Consider the following 17,079-nt stretch of genomic DNA (forward strand, 5'->3'; position numbering starts at 1 on the left):
TGACCAGGTCAGTGCCCTCCAGCCGACGGCGTCGGCTCAGTGCCCCCGGAACCGGTTGATCGCGTCCTCGTGCTGCGCGCGCAGCTCCCCGTCGCGTACGCCCAGCCCGTCGGTGGGCGCGAGGCACCGCACCCCGACCTTGCCCTGGTGGGCGTTGCGGTGCACCTCGTACGCGGCCTGGCCGGTCCGCTCCAGCGGATAGGTGCGGGAGACCGTCGGGTGCACCTTGCCGAGCGCGACCAGACGGTTGGCCTGCCACGCCTCGTGGTAGTTGGCGAAGTGACTGCCGACGATCCGCTTGAGGTGCATCCACAGGTAGCGGTTGTCGTACTGGTGCTGGAAGCCGCTTGTGGACGCGCAGGTGACGATGGTCCCGCCGCGCCGGGCCACGAAGACGCTCGCGCCGAACGTCTCCCGACCCGGGTGCTCGAAGACGATGTCCGGGTCCTCGCCGCCGGTCAGCTCGCGGATCCGCTCGCCGAAGCGCCGCCACTCGTCCGGGTCCTGGGTCTCCTCGTCCTTCCAGAAGCGGAAACCCTCGGCGGCCCGGTCGATGACCAGATCCGCGCCCATCCGGCGGCACAGCTCGGCCTTCTCCGGCGAGGAGACGACGCAGACCGGGATCGCGCCGCCGTTCAGCGCCATCTGGGTGGCGTACCCGCCGAGGCCGCCGGATGCGCCCCAGATCAGCACCACGTCACCCTGCTTCATGTTGGCCCCGTGGTGCGAGACGAGCTGCCGGTACGCGGTGGAGTTGACCAGCCCGGGGCTGGCCGCCTCCTCCCAGCTCAGGTGCCGGGGCTTCGGCATCAGCTGGTTGGCCTTGACCACCGCCATCTCGGCCAGCCCACCGAAGTTGGTCTCGAAGCCCCAGATCCGCTGCTGCGGGTCGAGCATGGTGTCGTCGTGCCCGGCCGCGTCCTCCAGCTCGACGGAGAGGCAGTGCGCGACCACCTCGTCGCCGGGAGCCCAGCGGGTCACCCCGGGGCCGACGCGCAGCACCACGCCCGCGGCGTCCGAGCCGACCACGTGGTACGGCAGGTCGTGCCGACGGGTCAGCTCGGAGACCCGACCGTAGCGCTGGAGGAACTTGAAGGTGGGCAGCGGCTCGAAGATGCTGGTCCACACGGTGTTGTAGTTGATCGCGCTGGCCATCACCGCGACCAGCGCCTCGCCAGGCGCCAGCTCCGGCGTCGGCACCTCCTGCACGTGCAGCGCCTTGCGCGGGTCTTTGTCGCGGGTGGCCATGCCGTCGAACATCCGGGACTCCTCGGCGCGGACCACCACGCCCCGGTAGCTCTCCGGTACGGGCAGCCCGGCGACGCCGGCGAGCTCGCGGTCCGGATCGTTCGATTCCTCCGCCGCCATGATCGCTTCGAGGATGTCCTGCACGGTGACCTCCGGTTCATCCGCACCCGCACGGGCCCGGGTGCTGCCATCGTCGGCGCCGGTGGACACGACCGCCATGTCGGCATTCGACACATCCAGCACCAGTCGCGCTCCGGTGGAGCCGGACGTTACTGAACGGTAGCTAGGCTCGGAAGTCATCTGTGAAAAACTGCATCCGCCGATGCGTGAAGGTGTCCGACCAGCCCGTCAACCGCGCACTGACGTGCGCGCAAACGCCACCCATGCCCCGCGCGCAAGAAGCAACGTCGGGGATGTCGCTGCCTCGGTCGCGCGGGAGGCGGCAACATCCCCGACGTCGTGTGGATCGTGGGAGCGGTGCGGGGTCAGTGGGCGGTGGGGGCGGGCTCCACCAGTTCGACGAGGACGCCGCCGGCGTCCTTCGGGTGGACGAAGTTGATCCGGCTGTCCGCGGTGCCGCGTCGCGGGGTCTCGAAGAGAAGTCGCATTCCCCGCTCGCGCAGTGCCGCGCAGGCCGCGTCGACGTCCACCACGGTGTACGCGACCTGCTGCACGCCCGGCCCGCTCCGGTCCAGGAACTTGGCGATCGTCGACTCCGGGGTCAGCGGTGCGAGCAGCTGTACGCAGCCGCCGTCGGTGGTCGGGCCGACGGACAGCATCGCCTCGCGAACGCCCTGCTCCTCGTTCGTCTCGACGTGTACGCAGCGCATCCCGAACGTCCGCTGGTAGAAGTCGATCGCGGCGTCCAGGTCGGCCACGGCGATCCCGACGTGGTCAATCTTGCGAAGCCCGATGTCTGTGACGTAGTCCGCACCGGGCTCGGCGGGGGAGTTCTCAGCCATGGCGTTAGTCTGACCGAATAATCGTTAAGGCGTACAGCTAGGCACCCCCCTTGAACAGTTCGGCACCCCCTTCGGAGGCAGGCATGGCTTCGGTGATCGTCAGCGGCGCGCGGACCCCGATGGGGCGCCTGCTGGGCAACCTCAAGGACCTCCCGGCCACGAAGCTCGGCGGTATCGCCATCAAGGCGGCGTTGGAGCGGGCCGGCGTCAGCCCGGACCAGGTCCAGTACGTGATCATGGGGCAGGTGTTGCAGGCCGGCGCCGGTCAGATCCCGGCGCGGCAGGCGGCGGTGGAGGCCGGTGTGCCGATGTCGGTGCCGGCGCTGACCATCAACAAGGTCTGCCTCTCCGGCCTGGACGCCATCGCCCTGGCCGACCAGCTGATCCGCGCCGGCGAGTTCGACATCGTGGTGGCCGGCGGCATGGAGTCGATGACCAACGCCCCGCATCTGCTGATGGGCCAGCGCACCGGCTACAAGTACGGCGACGTGGTGGTCAAGGACCACATGGCGCACGACGGGCTCAGCGACGCCTGGGACTGCTGCTCCATGGGCGAGTCCACCGAGCGGCTCGGCGGCAGGCACGGCATCTCCCGTACCGAGCAGGACGCCTTCGCGGCCGCCAGCCACCAGCGGGCCGCTGCCGCGCAGAAGAACGGCCACTTCGCCGACGAGATCACCCCAGTGGTGATCCCGCAGCGCAAGGGTGACCCGCTGGTGATCAGCGAGGACGAGGGCATCCGCCCGGACACCACCGTCGAGTCGCTGGCCAAGCTGCGTCCGGCCTTCGCCAAGGACGGCACCATCACCGCCGGCAGCTCGTCGCCGATCTCCGACGGCGCGGCCGCAGTGCTCGTGATGAGCAAGGCCAAGGCCACCGAGCTGGGGCTGACCTGGCTGGCCGAGATCGGCGCGCACGGCAACGTGGCGGGCCCGGACAACTCCCTGCACTCGCAGCCGTCGAACGCGATCAACCACGCCCTGAAGAAGGGTGGCCTGAGCGTCGCGGACCTGGACCTCATCGAGATCAACGAGGCGTTCGCCCAGGTCGGCATCCAGTCCACCCGTGACCTGGGCATCAGCCCGGACAAGGTCAACGTCAACGGCGGCGCGATCGCGCTCGGGCACCCGATCGGCATGTCCGGCGCTCGTCTCGTCCTCACGCTCGCCCTGGAGCTCAAGCGGCGCGGCGGTGGCACCGGCGCGGCGGCCCTCTGCGGCGGCGGTGGCCAGGGCGACGCGCTGATCATCCACGTGCCGGGCCAGTGAGCGGAGCGGCCGAGCACGCGCCGGCGGCGGGCACCACGTCGGTGCGCCGCAGTCGGGACGTACCGCTGCTGGTGGAACGGGCCCGCGCGGGTGACCCCCGCGCGGTGGCCCGGCTGATCACGTTGGTGGAGAACGGCGACACGCTGCTGCCGGAGATCGCCGCGACGCTGGCACCGTACGCCGGGCAGGCCCAGGTGGTCGGGTTGACCGGCTCGCCCGGGGTGGGCAAGTCGACCACCACGAACGAGCTGGTCCGGGCGCTGCGGGCGCGCGGGCATCGGGTCGGTGTGCTGGCGGTCGACCCGTCCAGCCCGTTCACCGGCGGCGCGATCCTCGGCGACCGGGTGCGTATGCAGGACCACGCCACCGATCCGGGCGTCTATATCCGGTCCATGTCCAGCCGAGGTCATCTCGGTGGGTTGGCCGCGGCGACGCCGCAGGCGGTCCGGGTGCTGGAGGGCGCCGGCTGTGACGTGGTGCTGGTGGAGACCGTCGGCGTCGGGCAGGCCGAGGTCGAGGTCGCCTCGCTGGCCGACACCACGCTGGTGCTGCTCGCACCCGGGATGGGCGACGCGATCCAGGCGGTCAAGGCCGGCATCCTGGAGATCGCCGACGTCTTCGTGGTCAACAAGGCCGACCGGGACGGCGTCGACGCCACCGTCCGCGACATCCAGGGCATGATCGCCCTCGGTGAGCGCGGTCCCGGGCAGTGGCGACCGCAGGTGGTCCGCTCGATCGCCGCCCGCGGCGAGGGCATCGACGACATCGCCGCCGCGATCGACAAGCACCGCGGCTGGCTGGTCGAGCACGGCGAGCTGCGCCGCCGCCAGGAGGCGCGGGCCGCCGCCGAGATCGAGGCCATCGCGCTCGGCATCCTCCGCGCCCGGATCGGCTCACTCCGCGACGGTACGGAGTTGGCCACGCTCGCCACCAAGGTCGCCGAGGGCGCGACCGACCCGTATACGGCGGCGGACGACCTGCTCGCCCAGCTCGCTCGCTGAGCCGGAAGCATCGCGGGGCCGTCCCGCTTCGGTGTCCTCAGTGGCCACCCCTCGTCGCTCCGGCGCGTCGCTTGCCGGCACGCGAGGGCCGCTCCGGTTTTAGTAGGCTCGCGGCGCGTGATCGGAAGCGATGCTGTCACGCGGCGGCTGACGGGACAGTCAGTCCACAATGGGCCATGACCAGGGGAGATGTGATCATGACGGACGCGGTCGAGAACGCCGGTGGAGTGCAGCCCGCGACGGGCACGGCCCGGGGCGTCACGTCGGTCTCGGACGAGGTCGTGGAGAAGATCGCCGGGGCTGCCGCCCGTGCGGTGCCCGGCGTCGCCGATCTCGGTGGTGACGTGGCCCGGTTCTTCAACAACATCCTGGACAAGGTCGGTCTGGACGAGGTGGGCGACGCCCGCCGGGGCGTCTCGGCCGACGTGAAGGGCAACGCGGCGGTCATCAACGTGGTCCTGGTGATCGACGCCGGGCACGTCGTGGTCGACGTGACCGAGGCGGTACGGGTCGCGGTGATCGAGGCCGTGGAGAAGTACGGCCTGACGGTCACCCAGGTCAACGTCACAGTGGATGACATCGAGCTGAACCAGCCGGGGCCGGCCGCCGTCTGAGACGGGTGTGCCCGCAGCTTACGTTACCGGCCGGTACGACGTGACTTAGCGATCGTTCAGGTGAGGGCTCTACACTCGACGTGCAGTCGAGGACCCGAGGAGGAGCCCTGCTCATGGACGCCGACGAGATCGACGCCGGACGGGCGCGCTGGCAGGCCCGTTACGACGCCGCGCGCAAGCGGGACGCCGACTTCACCACGCTCTCCGGGATGCCGGTGGACCCGGTCTACGGCCCGCCGGAAGGTGCCACCTACCCGGGCTTCGAGCGGATCGGCTGGCCGGGCGAGTACCCGTACACCCGGGGTCTGTATCCGACCGGCTACCGCGGACGGACCTGGACGATCCGGCAGTTCGCCGGCTTCGGCAACGCCCAGCAGACCAACGAGCGTTACAAGATGATCCTCGGCGCGGGCGGCGGCGGCCTCTCGGTCGCTTTCGACATGCCCACGCTGATGGGCCGCGACTCGGACGACCCGCAGGCGCTCGGCGAGGTCGGGCACTGCGGCGTCGCCATCGACACCGCCACCGACATGGAGGCGCTCTTCGACGGCATCGACCTGGCCGGTGTCACCACCTCGATGACGATCTCCGGCCCGGCCGTGCCGGTGTTCTGCATGTACCTGGTCGCCGCCGAGCGGCAGGGCGCCGACCTGTCCGCGCTGGACGGCACGCTCCAGACCGACATCTTCAAGGAGTACATCGCGCAGAAGGAGTGGCTCTTCGACCCCGAGCCGCACCTGCGCCTGATCGGCGACCTGATGGAATACTGCGCCGCCGAGATCCCGCGCTACAAGCCGCTGTCGGTCTCCGGTTACCACATCCGCGAGGCCGGCTCGACCGCCGCGCAGGAGTTGGCGTACACCCTGGCCGACGGTTTCGGCTACGTGGAGCTGGGTCTATCGCGCGGGCTGGACGTCAACGTGTTCGCGCCGGGGCTGAGCTTCTTCTTCGACTCGCACGTCGACTTCTTCGAGGAGATCGCCAAGTTCCGCGCCGCCCGCCGGATCTGGGCCCGCTGGCTGCGCGAGGTCTACGGCGCGACCAGTGAGAAGGCGCTCTGGCTGCGGTTCCACACGCAGACCGCCGGCGTGTCGCTGACCGCGCAGCAGCCGGTCAACAACGTCGTACGGACCGCCGTCGAGGCTCTCGCGGCGGTGCTCGGCGGCACCAACTCGCTGCACACCAACGCGCTGGACGAGACGCTGGCGCTGCCCACCGACGAGTCCGCCGAGATCGCCCTGCGTACCCAGCAGGTGCTGATGGAGGAGACCGGTGTGGTCAACGTTGCCGACCCGCTGGGCGGCTCCTGGTACGTCGAGGCGCTGACCGACAAGATCGAGGCCGAGGCGGAGGAGATCTTCGCCCGGATCCGGCAGCTCGGAGGGGAGGGGCCGCACCAGATCGGCCCGATGACCTCGGGCATCCTGCGCGGCATCGAGGACGGCTGGTTCACCGGTCACATTGCCGAGTCGGCCTTCGTCTACCAGCAGGCACTGGAGAAGGGCGACAAGAAGATCGTCGGGGTCAACTGCCACACCGGCACTGTCGCCAAGGAGCTGGAGATCCTGCGCATCTCGCACGAGGTGGAGCTGGAGCAGCGCCGGGTGCTCGCCGAGCGCAAGAGTGCCCGGGACGAGTCGGCGGTCCGCGCGGCGGTGACCCGGATGGTCGACGTGAGCCGCACCGACGGGAACATGATCCCCGCGATGCTGGACGCGGTTCGCGCCGAGGCGACCCTGGGCGAGATCTGCGACGCGCTCCGCGCCGAGTGGGGCACCTACCGCGAGCCGGCACGCTTCTGACCGACACCCCTCCGTCGATCGTGCGTTTCCGGTGGGATGAATACGGCGAACGGCGCGTATTCCCCCTCCTGAAGTGCACGATCGCGGGGGTGTGCGGCGGGGCGTGAGAGTTGCAACGTCGGGGTTGCGGGTGAGCTGAGAATTCGGGCTCACGTGCGAGACTAGGTAACCATGAGCGACCCACGGATCACCTCGTCGATCTTCACGCGCGGCGCGGTCGACCTCAGCACACTGCGCGGCCCCGCACCAGCCAGTTCCCGCCCCGGCACGCCCCCGCAGGGCGGCCCGTCCAACGGCGCACCCGCCGCCGGCGGTAACACCGCCATCGTCGACGTCACCGAGGCGACCATCCAGTCCGACGTGCTCGAACGGTCGATGGCCATGCCCGTCGTCGTGTTTTTCGGCGCCGCCGGCTTCCCGGAGAGCGACGAGTTCGCCCCGGTGTTGGAACGACTGAACGCCGAGGGCGGCGGCAGCTGGGTGCTGGCACGGGTCGACGTGCAGGAAAATCCGCGCATCGCCCAGATGTTCCGGGTCCAGGGCATCCCCATGGTCTACGCGGTCGTCGGCGGCCAACCGGTCGACGCCTTCTCCGGGGTCGTTCCCGAGGCGCAACTGCGGCAGTGGCTCCAGGCCGTGCTCAAGGCCGGCGGCGTCACGGTTGCCGAACCGGAGGACCCCCGCCTCGACGAGGCGGACGACGCGCTGATGAGTGGTGACCTCGACGCCGCCGAACAGGCGTACCGCAAGATCCTCGCGGACGCGCCGGCGGACGCGGCGGCGACGGCCGGTCTGGCCCAGGTCGGGGTGGCCCGCCGGGTGGCCGGCGCGGACCCGGCCGCCGCCCTGGCCGCCGCCGAGAGCGCCCCCGACGACGTGGCCGCCCAACTGCTGGCCGCTGACATCGAGGTGCTCAGCGGCCTGGCCGAGCAGGCATACTCCCGGCTCGTCGGTCTGGTCCGACGCACCGCCGGCGAGGACCGCGAGACAGTGCGCCAGCACCTGGTCTCGCTCTTCTCCATCGCCGGCCCGGACGACCCGGCGGTCGCCTCGGCGCGCCGGGCTCTGGCCAGCGCCCTGTTCTGAGTTCGTAGCACGCCAGCGCGGGCCGGCGCTCCGGCCGGCCCGCCCGACCACCGAGGACGGGAGCTCATGATGCGCCGGATCGCCGTCCTCGACGCGCCGACAAACCTTGGCCTGCGGCCGCCGACGTCCACGTCCGTCCCCGGCTGCGCCAAGGCACCCGGCGCGCTGCGCGACCACGACCTGCTGCCCCGGCTGCGGGCCCGCGACGCCGGCTGCGTCACCCCACCCCGCTACGACCCGGGCGACTGGCGGCCCGGCGACGGGGTCTGCCACGCCCGGGAGATCGCCGACTACTCGCTCGCGCTCGCCGAACGGATCGGCTCGATCATCGACCGGGGAGAGTTCCCGGTGGTGTTGGGTGGCGACTGCTCGGTGCTGCTCGGCTCGGCGCTGGCCATGCACCGCCTCGGTGAGGCTGTCGGCGGGCGGATCGGGCTGGTCTTCGTCGACGGGCACTCCGACTTCCGGCATCCCGGCAACGCCTCCTACGTCGGTGCCGCCGCCGGCGAGGACCTCGCCCTCGTCACCGGGCGGGGGCAGGCCGACCTGGCCGCACTGGAGGGACGCCGGCCCTACTTCCGCGACATCGACGTGGTGGTGCTCGGCATCCGCGCCCAGGACGAGTACCGGCTCGACCTCCAGGCCGCCGGAATCACCACCCGCCCGGTGCCCGCGCTGCGGGCCGAAGGCGCCGCCCGCACGGCCCAGTGGGCGCACGAGCAGCTCGCCGACTGCGCGGGCTACTGGGTGCACATCGACGTGGACGTGCTCGACCCCGCCGTGATGCCCGCCGTGGACGCCCCCGACCCGGGCGGCATCGCCTTCGCCGAGCTGGAGATCCTCCTCGCCGGCCTGGTCGACACCCCGCACTGCCTCGGCGTCGAGCTGACCGTCTTCGACCCCGACTACGACCCGGACGGCTCGTACGCCGCCGAGATCGTCAACACGGTGGTCGCCGGCCTGGCCCCGGTCACCGCCCCGGAGGCGGTGCCGCCCCGACTGCTGTCGGCCCGACCGACGCCCAGCCCACGGCGTGCCGCCCCCACCGACCGGCTCAACAGCCTGCGGAACGCGGCCCAGGACGAGTCGCCCTACGCCGCGTCCGGTCCCTCCACCGATCGGGAGCCGTCTGGTGTGCGGGTCGCGGAGCCATCCGGCGCGCGTACGGCAGCAGAGCAGGCCGGAACCGACGCGGCGGGCCGGCTGCCCCACGGCGGCCTGGCCCCGGCAACATCGGACCGGCTCGGCATCCTGGGTCCGATCCACTCGCCTTTGACTGTCGTCCCTGGCCCGGCTCGCTCTGAGGCGGGCGGGGTCGCGGACCCGGTCGGCTCGGGGCCGGGTGGCGTTCTGGACCATTCGGACTCCGGTGGCCTTCCTCGTCACCCGGAGGAGGGCGGCGTTCCGGGCCACTCGGCGTCGGATGGCGTTCCGGCCGCTGTGGAGCGGGAGCCGGTCGGCCCACCCGCTTCGGCGGGGCCGGGCCTGTTGCGGCGATCATCGCCGAGCGTGTCTGATCCCAGCGATCACACGAACGCCGACACCGCCTGACCTGTCCCGTCCCGCCCCGCCCCGCCCGCCTTGATCGACACGACATCGGCGATGTGGGGGTGTCCGGTTGGTCGGAAACCGCCACATCGCCGATGTGGAGTCGATCATCGCGCCTGGATGCCGCGGCGGGGCCGCGGTTGAGGTCAGGCGGCCGGGAGGGCGCGGAGGAAGCGCTCGGCGATCGGGACGGCCGAGGCCGTGCTGGCGCCGCCCTTCTCCACGAACACGGCGAAGGCGACATCGCCCCGCCAGCCGACGAACCACGCGTGGGTGTGGGCCGGGTTGTCGTCGTACTCGGCGGTGCCGGTCTTGCCGTAGACCTCGCCCGGCACATCCTTGAGGGCGCTGCCCGTGCCGGAGGTGACCACCTCGCGCATCATCGACTTCAGCGCGGTGACCGATTCTGGCTTGAGCTGCTCGCCGGCCGGGGCGGGCTTGGCCGGCGCCGGGTCGAGCACCAGCTTCGGCTGTTCGAAGCGGCCTCGGGCGACGGCAGCGGTGGCACCGGCCATGGCCAGCGGGCTGACCAGCGTGGTGCCCTGCCCGAACGAGGCAGCGGCCTGCTCGGCGAGGCTGCCGCCCGTCGACACCTTGCCGGTGAAGGCGTCCACGCCGAGGTCCCACTGACCCTCCAGGCCCAACGAGCGGCCGGCGGCGGCCAGCCCGTCGCCGCCGAGCTTCGGGGCGAGCGAGGCGAACGCGGTGTTGCAGGACTTGGCGAAGTCGGTGCGGAACGGCACCGAGCCGAGCTCGAAGTTGTCGGAGTTCTTGAAGGACCGACCGTCCACGGTGAAGGTCTTCGGGCAGGCCACCGGCCCGTCCAGTGTGATCGCGCCCCGATCCAGCAGGCCCAGTGTGCTGACCATCTTGAACGTGGAGCCGGGCGGCACCTGGGCGTTGAAGGCGAGGTTCTCACCGGCCGGCCCGGGGCCGTTCGCCGCGGCGAGCACCGCGCCGTCGCTGATTCGGACCGCCACCAGGGCGGAACGGCGGGACTCGGCACGCAAGGACCCGTCGGCGGCGTTCTGGACGGCGGTGTCCAGCGTGGTCTTCAGCGCCTGGCCGGGCTGCGGCTCCCGACGGAACAGCTCCGCGCCGGTCGGCTCCAGCTTGCCGCCCTCGATGGGGCGCTCGACCACCACGGTGAGCCCCGGGCCGCCGCGTAGCCGTTCGTCGTAGCGACCCTGCAACCCGCCGTGCCCGACCAGGTCACCGGCGACGTACCGGTCCGGGTGCGCGGCGAGGTCGTCCGCCTGCGCCGGGTCGACAGTGCCGAGCACCGCCCGGGCGAACTCCCGGGTCGGTGCCAGGTCGACCTTGCCGGAGATGAACTTGGTGCCGGGCAGGTCGTAGATCCGGGGCTTGATCTGCAGGTACGCCTCCTCGCGCAGCGACACCACCTCGACGAAGGCCCCCGGCTCGGCGTCGGCCACGCGCTTGGGCAGGTCGCTCAGGTCGACGGCGGGGACCAGCGCCGGACGGATCGCCCTGAACGCGGCGTCGAGCTCCTTGACGAGGTCCTTGATGTCGGCGACTCCGTTGGGCTGCACGCCGACCCGCACCACCGGGCGGGGAGTCACGATCGGGTTCCCGGCGCCGTCCAGCACACCGGCCCGGGCACTGGCGTCGCGGCGCAACGCCATCCGGTCACCCTTGGTGAGCTGCTCGTGCACCACCCGTGGCTCCCAGATCACCTGCCACTGGTCGCCGTCGCCCTGGGCGAGGCGTACCTCCCGGTCGTACGTCCAGCGGGTCTCACCCGGCAGGGTCCACTCCACCTGGACGGTTGCGGTCGCGATGTCCGCCGTGACCTTCGGCTCGCCGCGACGCGTCAGTTTCGGCGGGGTGGCCGACAGCTCACCGGAGAGCTCCTTGATGTCGCGTGTCACGTCGGCCGACGGCAGCTTGCTGCCGGTCGGGTCGATCAGGCCGACCGCCTGGAGGTCACCGCTGCGCCAGCCGGAGAGGAACGCGTCGACGGTGCGCTCCGGCCCGTCGTCACCCGAGCAGCCGGCCAGTACACCGGCCGTGAGCGCCGCGGTGGTGAGGGCGGCAATCAGACGGCGGGCGTGGTTCGGCCGGTGGGGCCGGGGGTACGACAACGGCATGGAGCTGGTCCTTCCGATCTCAGAGTGCCCTCGCACGGTAATACGCGAGCGCCGTCCCCAACGTCCCCCAGGAGCGCGAGCGCGGCCAAAGACGGGCCGAGCCCGTGTGATGAACATCGCGTGGCGGGGTATCCCGCAGCCGGCCAACCTCGGACCCGCAACGGGTGAAAGGACAAAGTCCCGATCCGGACGTCTGGCTAGTGGTCCGCCGACGAAGGCGCACAACGGCAGGGCCTAGGCTGGGCGGCAGAGTGACCCACAACGCGGTGGGTCGAGGGGAGTGGCACCGATGGACCGGCGTCCGGCGATCAAACCGGAACCCGACCTCCGGCAGGATGACTCCGGCCGGGACGACGACGACTTCGATTCGGCGACCGACGGGGACGGCTACGGCCGGCTCGACGTGGGAGTCACCGGGCTGACCGGGTCGAGCATCGACACCATCTACGATCTGGGCCTGCCGACTGAGGTGTTGGCCGACGACGTGGAGGACGCCGAGCTCGACGAGCCCGTTCCCAACGCGGAGCGCCTGGTGGCCCAGGCTGTCGCGCTCGCGGGGGACGACCACGACGCGGCGACACTTGTCGGCCGTTTCTGGCGGTTCGCGCCAGATGAGGAGTTGGTCGGTTTCACGGCCGAGGAGATGCTCGACGCGGCCCGGGCACACCGGGACCTCGCCCAGCAACGGGTTCCTGGCGAGTTGAAGCTGCGGATCCACGAACCGCACGCCGACCAGCACCACACCGTCGTCGAGATCGTCACTGACGACATGCCGTTCCTGGTCGACTCGGTGACCGCGCTGCTCAACTCCTACCACCTCGACGTGCACCTGCTGGTGCACCCGCTCGTGGTGGTCCGGCGTGAGCCGCTGGGCCGACTCACCGAGGTCTCCGCGGACGTGGAGCCGGATGACGCGATCAGCGGCGACATCATCGAGAGCTGGATGCGGATCGAGATCGATCCGGTCCGGGACGTCTCCGAACGGGAGCGGCTGCGCCGTGAGCTGCAGCGGGTGCTCACCGACGTGCGGGAGGCGGTCGAGGACTGGCCGAAGATGCGTCAGCGTGCCCTCGCGCTCGCGGACGAGCTGGCGTCGACCCGCACCTCCGACAACCGTCCGCCGGTGCCGGAGAAGGACATCACCGACTCGGTGGAGCTGCTGCGGTGGCTCGCCCAGGACCACTTCACCTTCCTCGGCTACCGCGAGTACCGGCTGGTGGACGCCCCCGGGGGTGACACGACCGACCCGGTCGACGGCAAGGCCCTCGAAGCGGTGCTCGGCACCGGCCTGGGCATTCTGCGCTCCGATTCGCCGGACGCGCGGTCGCTGTCGTCGATGACGCCCGAGGCGCACGAGAAGGTGCTGGAGAAGCGCCTGCTCATCATCACCAAGGCCAACTCGCGGGCGACCGTGCACCGCTCGGCCTACCTCGACTACATCGGCTTCAAAATCTTCAACGCGGCCGGCGAGGTGATCGGCGAGCGGCGTTTCCTGGGCCTGTTCTCCACGGCCGCGTACCGGACCAGTGTCCGGGAACTGCCGGTGGTACGCCGCAAGGTGGCCGAGGTGCTGGACCGCTCCGGCCTGAGCCAGCGCAGCCACTCCGGTAAGGATCTGATCCAGATCCTGGAGACGTACCCGCGTGACGAGCTGTTCCAGATCAAGACCGACGACCTGTACCACGCGGTGGTCGGCGTGTTGCGCATGGCCGGGCGTCGGCAGTTGCGGGTCTTCCTGCGTCGGGACGCGTACGGGCGGTTCATCTCCTGCCTGATCTACCTGCCCCGGGACCGGTTCACCACGCAGAACCGGCTGCGCATGCAGGACATCCTGCTGCGCGAGCTGAACGGTGTCGGGGTGGACTACACCACCCGGGTCACCGAGTCGATGCTCGCTCGGGTGCACTTCATCGTCCGCACCGACCCGACCCGGCCGCCGGGCGACATCGACGCCGACCTGCTGGCCGAGGAGCTGGCCGACGCGACGCGGCTCTGGGACGACGACTACCGGTTGGTGCTGGAGCGCAAGCTCGGTGACGAGCAGGCCAAGCACCTGTTCACCCGGTACGCCGACGCGTTCCCGGAGGGTTACAAGGACGGGCACACGCCGTACGAGGCGATGAAGGACCTGGCGAAGCTGGAGCTGCTGGAGGAGCCCGGCCAGCTGGAGATGCACCTGTTCCGCAAGCAGCTCGCGCCCCGGCCGGGCACGCGGGTGCCCGGCTCGGACCTCGTCGAGGCGATGGACGTCCGGTTCAAGGTCTACCGGTACGGGGAGCCGATGATGCTCTCCGCCGTGCTGCCGGTGCTGCACTCGCTCGGCGTACGGGTCGTCGACGAGCACCCGTACGAGGTGGACCGGATCGACGGTCGGGTCTACCTGTACGACTTCGGCCTCATGCTGCCCGAGGGGCACCACGAGCTGTCCGAGGTCCGCCCGCACGTGGAGAACGCCTTCGCGGCGGCCTGGCGCGGTGAGGCCGAGGTGGACCGGTTCAACGAACTGGTGCTGCGCGGCGGTCTGACCTGGCGGCAGGTGGTGGTGCTGCGGGCGTACGCGAAGTACCTGCGGCAGGCCGGCACGGTCTTCTCGCAGGACTACATGGAGCAGACCTTCATCGCGTACCCGAAGCTGGCCGCCCTGCTGGTGGAGCTGTTCGAGACCCGGTTCGCGCCGGGCGAGCAGACCAACGAGCAGCGGCAGCAGCGCAGCGGTGAGCTGGTGGAGACGATCCGGGGCGCGCTGGACGACGTGGCCAGCCTCGACCAGGACCGGATCCTGCGCTCGTACCTGACGCTGATCGAGGCCACCCTGCGGACCAGCTTCTACCAGAAGCGCGCCGACGGGCGGCCCAAGGCGTACGTGGCGTTCAAGCTGGACCCGCAGGCCATTCCGGACCTGCCGGCGCCGCGACCGAAGTTCGAGATCTTCGTCTACTCGCCGCGCTTCGAGGGTGTGCACCTGCGGTTCGGGCCGGTGGCCCGGGGTGGTTTGCGCTGGTCGGACCGTCGGGAGGACTTCCGGACCGAGGTGCTCGGCCTGGTCAAGGCACAGATGGTGAAGAACACCGTGATCGTGCCGGTGGGTGCCAAGGGCGGCTTCGTGTTGAAGCAGAAGCCGGGCGACCGGGACGAGGCCGTCGCCTGCTACCAGGAGTTCGTCGGCGCGATGCTGGACGTCACCGACAACATCGCCAGCGGGCAGATCGTGCCGCCCGAGGACGTGGTCCGGCACGACGGCGACGACCCGTACCTGGTGGTGGCTGCCGACAAGGGCACCGCGACGTTCTCCGACATCGCCAACGAGATCTCCAAGGCCCACAACTTCTGGATGGGCGACGCGTTCGCCTCTGGCGGTTCGGCCGGCTACGACCACAAGAAGATGGGCATCACCGCCCGCGGCGCCTGGGAGTCGGTCAAGCGGCACTTCCGGGAGTTGGGCCTGGACACCCAGACCCAGGACTTCACTGTGGTCGGCGTCGGCGACATGTCCGGCGACGTGTTCGGCAACGGGATGCTGCTGTCCGAGCACATCCGGCTGGTGGCCGCCTTCGACCACCGGCACATCTTCCTCGACCCGGAGCCGGACGCGGCCACCTCGTACGCGGAGCGGCGGCGGCTGTTCGACCTGCCCCGTTCCTCCTGGGAGGACTACAACCCGGAGCTGATCTCGGCCGGTGGCGGCATCTTCCCGCGTACCGCGAAGTCGATCCCGATCACGCCGCAGGTCCGTGCGGCGATCGGCCTGGGCGACGACGTCACGCAGATGTCGCCGCAGGACCTGATGAAGGCGATCGTCACCGCTCCGGTGGATCTCTTCTGGAACGGCGGCATCGGCACCTACGTCAAGGCGTCCAGCCAGACCAACGCGGAGGTGGGCGACAAGTCCAACGACGCGATCCGGGTGGACGGGCGCGACCTGCGCTGCCGGGTTGCGGGCGAGGGCGGAAACCTGGGCTGGACCCAGCTCGGCCGGATCGAGTACGCGTTGACCGGTGGCCGGATCTACACGGACTTCATCGACAACGCGGCCGGGGTGGACACCTCCGACCACGAGGTGAACATCAAGATCCTGCTGAACACCGCTGTGGCCGACGGCGAGTTGACCATGGCCGACCGGGACGAGCTGCTCGCCGGGATGACCGACGAGGTCGCGGAGCTGGTGCTGCGGGACAACTACGACCAGGCTCGGGCGATCAACAACGCCCAGGCCCAGGCCGCCTCGCTGCTCCCGGTGCACCGCCGGATGATCAACGAGTTGGAGCGTTCGGGTGGGTTGGACCGGGCGCTGGAGGCACTGCCGCCGGACGAGGAACTGGCGGTGCGCAGCGAGTCCGGGCTGACCGCACCGGAGTTCGCGGTGCTGCTCGCGTACGTGAAGATCGTCCTGGAGCGGGAGATCCTCACCGAGGGGTTGGCGGACGAGGAGTGGACGACCGAGGTCCTGGTCAACTACTTCCCGACGCCGATGCGTGAGCGGTTCGCCGAACGGATGGGCCGGCACCGCCTGCGCCGGGACATCGTCACCACGGTGCTCGTCAACGAGGCGATCAACCGGGGCGGCATCTCGTTCATCTTCCGGGTGGTCGAGGAGACCGCGGCCAGCGCCGCTGACGTGATCCGGGCCTACGTGGTGGTCAGCGAGGTGTTCGGCCTGCGCGACCTGTGGGACGCGGTCGAGGCGCTGGACAACAAGGTGGCGCCCGAGTTGCAGACGAGCGTCTACCTGGACACCCGTCGGCTGCTCGACCGCGCGGTGCGGTGGCTGGTCTCCAACCGGCGCTCGCCGATCGACGTGCCGGCCGAGATCTCCCGGCTGCGCGACGGTGTCACGCGGCTGTTGCCAGGGCTCGAGGAGCTGTTCTACGGCAACGAGCGGCAGGGCATCGCCGCGCACATGGACTCGATGACCGAGCGTGGGCTGCCCCGCGAGCTGGCCGAGCGGGCGACCCGGCTGATGTACAGCTTCGGTCTGATGGACGTGGTGGAGACCGCCAACTCCAGCGGACGGGACGTCAGCGAGGTGGCCTCGGTCTACTTCGTGCTGTCCGACCTCTTCCGGGTGGACTCCCTGCTGTCGAAGATCTCCCTGCTGCCTCGGGAGGACCGCTGGCAGACGCTCGCTCGGATGGCGCTGCGCTACGACCTGTACGCCGCGCTGGCCGCGCTCACCGCCGAGGTGCTCGACTCCACCCCGGACGACCTGCCGCCGCATGAGCGGGTGCAGCAGTGGGAGCAGTCGAACGCGACCTCGATCCACCGCGCCCGCCGCGCGATGGGGGAGTTCGACGAGTCGCGGGCGGATCTCGCCGCCCTCTCGGTGCTGCTGCGCCAGATCCGCACCCTGGTGCGGACCTCCGCAGCCGCCTGAGTCAGGTACGCCGGACGCGGTCCGGCCGATCGGGTCGCCCCGATCGGCCGGACCGCTCTCGTTTCGTC

Annotated in this window: 9 protein-coding genes and 1 pseudogene; 7 read left to right on the forward strand and 3 right to left on the reverse strand. The window is 70.8% G+C overall.

Features of this window, described 5'->3' with window-relative positions; all coding sequences use genetic code 11:
* Positions 1 to 36: 36 nt before the first annotated feature.
* Positions 37 to 1,392 (reverse strand): crotonyl-CoA carboxylase/reductase, encoded by a 1,356-nt coding sequence (ccrA, locus tag FHU34_RS07045; protein ID WP_145785466.1) that lies wholly within the window; start codon positions 1,390 to 1,392, stop codon positions 37 to 39.
* Between the two features lie 341 nt (positions 1,393 to 1,733).
* Entirely contained in the window at positions 1,734 to 2,210 is a 477-nt protein-coding gene (mce, locus tag FHU34_RS07050) for a methylmalonyl-CoA epimerase (RefSeq protein WP_145779233.1), read from the reverse strand.
* Between the two features lie 83 nt (positions 2,211 to 2,293).
* Between mce and FHU34_RS07055 the strand changes: the two genes are divergently transcribed.
* The 6 genes and pseudogenes from FHU34_RS07055 to FHU34_RS07080 form a co-directional block, all read left to right on the forward strand.
* Positions 2,294 to 3,478 carry an acetyl-CoA C-acetyltransferase gene (locus FHU34_RS07055; protein WP_145779234.1) on the forward strand — a complete coding sequence of 395 codons (1,185 nt, stop codon included), beginning with the start codon at positions 2,294 to 2,296 and terminating at the stop codon, positions 3,476 to 3,478.
* Complete coding sequence (gene meaB / locus FHU34_RS07060; protein ID WP_145779235.1) at positions 3,475 to 4,479, forward strand: methylmalonyl Co-A mutase-associated GTPase MeaB; 1,005 nt, start codon at positions 3,475 to 3,477, stop codon at positions 4,477 to 4,479. Before FHU34_RS07055 ends, meaB begins: the two co-directional genes overlap by 4 nt.
* A 197-nt stretch (positions 4,480 to 4,676) precedes the next feature.
* Positions 4,677 to 5,093 (forward strand): Asp23/Gls24 family envelope stress response protein, encoded by a 417-nt coding sequence (locus tag FHU34_RS07065; RefSeq protein WP_145779236.1) that lies wholly within the window; start codon positions 4,677 to 4,679, stop codon positions 5,091 to 5,093.
* 113 nt (positions 5,094 to 5,206) lie between these two features.
* Positions 5,207 to 6,895: a coenzyme B12-dependent isobutyryl-CoA mutase large subunit gene (icmA, locus tag FHU34_RS07070; protein WP_145779237.1), complete on the forward strand. Its 1,689-nt coding sequence runs from the start codon at positions 5,207 to 5,209 to the stop codon at positions 6,893 to 6,895.
* Between the two features lie 171 nt (positions 6,896 to 7,066).
* On the forward strand, positions 7,067 to 7,981 hold the full coding sequence (locus FHU34_RS07075) for a tetratricopeptide repeat protein (protein ID WP_145779238.1): 915 nt from the start codon (positions 7,067 to 7,069) through the stop codon (positions 7,979 to 7,981).
* A gap of 66 nt (positions 7,982 to 8,047) precedes the next feature.
* Positions 8,048 to 9,014 (forward strand): annotated as a pseudogene (locus FHU34_RS07080) (arginase family protein); the annotation flags it as partial.
* Positions 9,015 to 9,675: 661 nt separating this feature from the next.
* Here FHU34_RS07080 and FHU34_RS07085 read toward each other — a convergent pair.
* Positions 9,676 to 11,640 carry a penicillin-binding transpeptidase domain-containing protein gene (locus tag FHU34_RS07085; protein ID WP_145779240.1) on the reverse strand — a complete coding sequence of 655 codons (1,965 nt, stop codon included), beginning with the start codon at positions 11,638 to 11,640 and terminating at the stop codon, positions 9,676 to 9,678.
* A 289-nt stretch (positions 11,641 to 11,929) separates the two neighbouring features.
* Between FHU34_RS07085 and FHU34_RS07090 the strand changes: the two genes are divergently transcribed.
* Positions 11,930 to 17,011: an NAD-glutamate dehydrogenase gene (locus FHU34_RS07090; RefSeq protein WP_145779241.1), complete on the forward strand. Its 5,082-nt coding sequence runs from the start codon at positions 11,930 to 11,932 to the stop codon at positions 17,009 to 17,011.
* The last annotated feature ends 68 nt before the right edge of the window (positions 17,012 to 17,079 follow it).

The organism is Micromonospora taraxaci (genome assembly GCF_007830095.1).
In the GTDB taxonomy this organism is placed as follows: Bacteria; Actinomycetota; Actinomycetes; order Mycobacteriales; family Micromonosporaceae; genus Micromonospora; species Micromonospora taraxaci.

What these genes read in the sequence shown, in the direction of transcription:
- mce (WP_145779233.1), bottom strand. Translation starts at nt 2,210, where the DNA reads ATGGCTGAGAACTCCCCCGCCGAGCCCGGTGCGGACTACGTCACAGAC.
- FHU34_RS07055 (WP_145779234.1), top strand. Translation starts at nt 2,294, where the DNA reads ATGGCTTCGGTGATCGTCAGCGGCGCGCGGACCCCGATGGGGCGCCTG.
- FHU34_RS07065 (WP_145779236.1), top strand. Translation starts at nt 4,677, where the DNA reads ATGACGGACGCGGTCGAGAACGCCGGTGGAGTGCAGCCCGCGACGGGC.
- icmA (WP_145779237.1), top strand. Translation starts at nt 5,207, where the DNA reads ATGGACGCCGACGAGATCGACGCCGGACGGGCGCGCTGGCAGGCCCGT.
- FHU34_RS07075 (WP_145779238.1), top strand. Translation starts at nt 7,067, where the DNA reads ATGAGCGACCCACGGATCACCTCGTCGATCTTCACGCGCGGCGCGGTC.
- FHU34_RS07085 (WP_145779240.1), bottom strand. Translation starts at nt 11,640, where the DNA reads ATGCCGTTGTCGTACCCCCGGCCCCACCGGCCGAACCACGCCCGCCGT.
- FHU34_RS07090 (WP_145779241.1), top strand. Translation starts at nt 11,930, where the DNA reads ATGGACCGGCGTCCGGCGATCAAACCGGAACCCGACCTCCGGCAGGAT.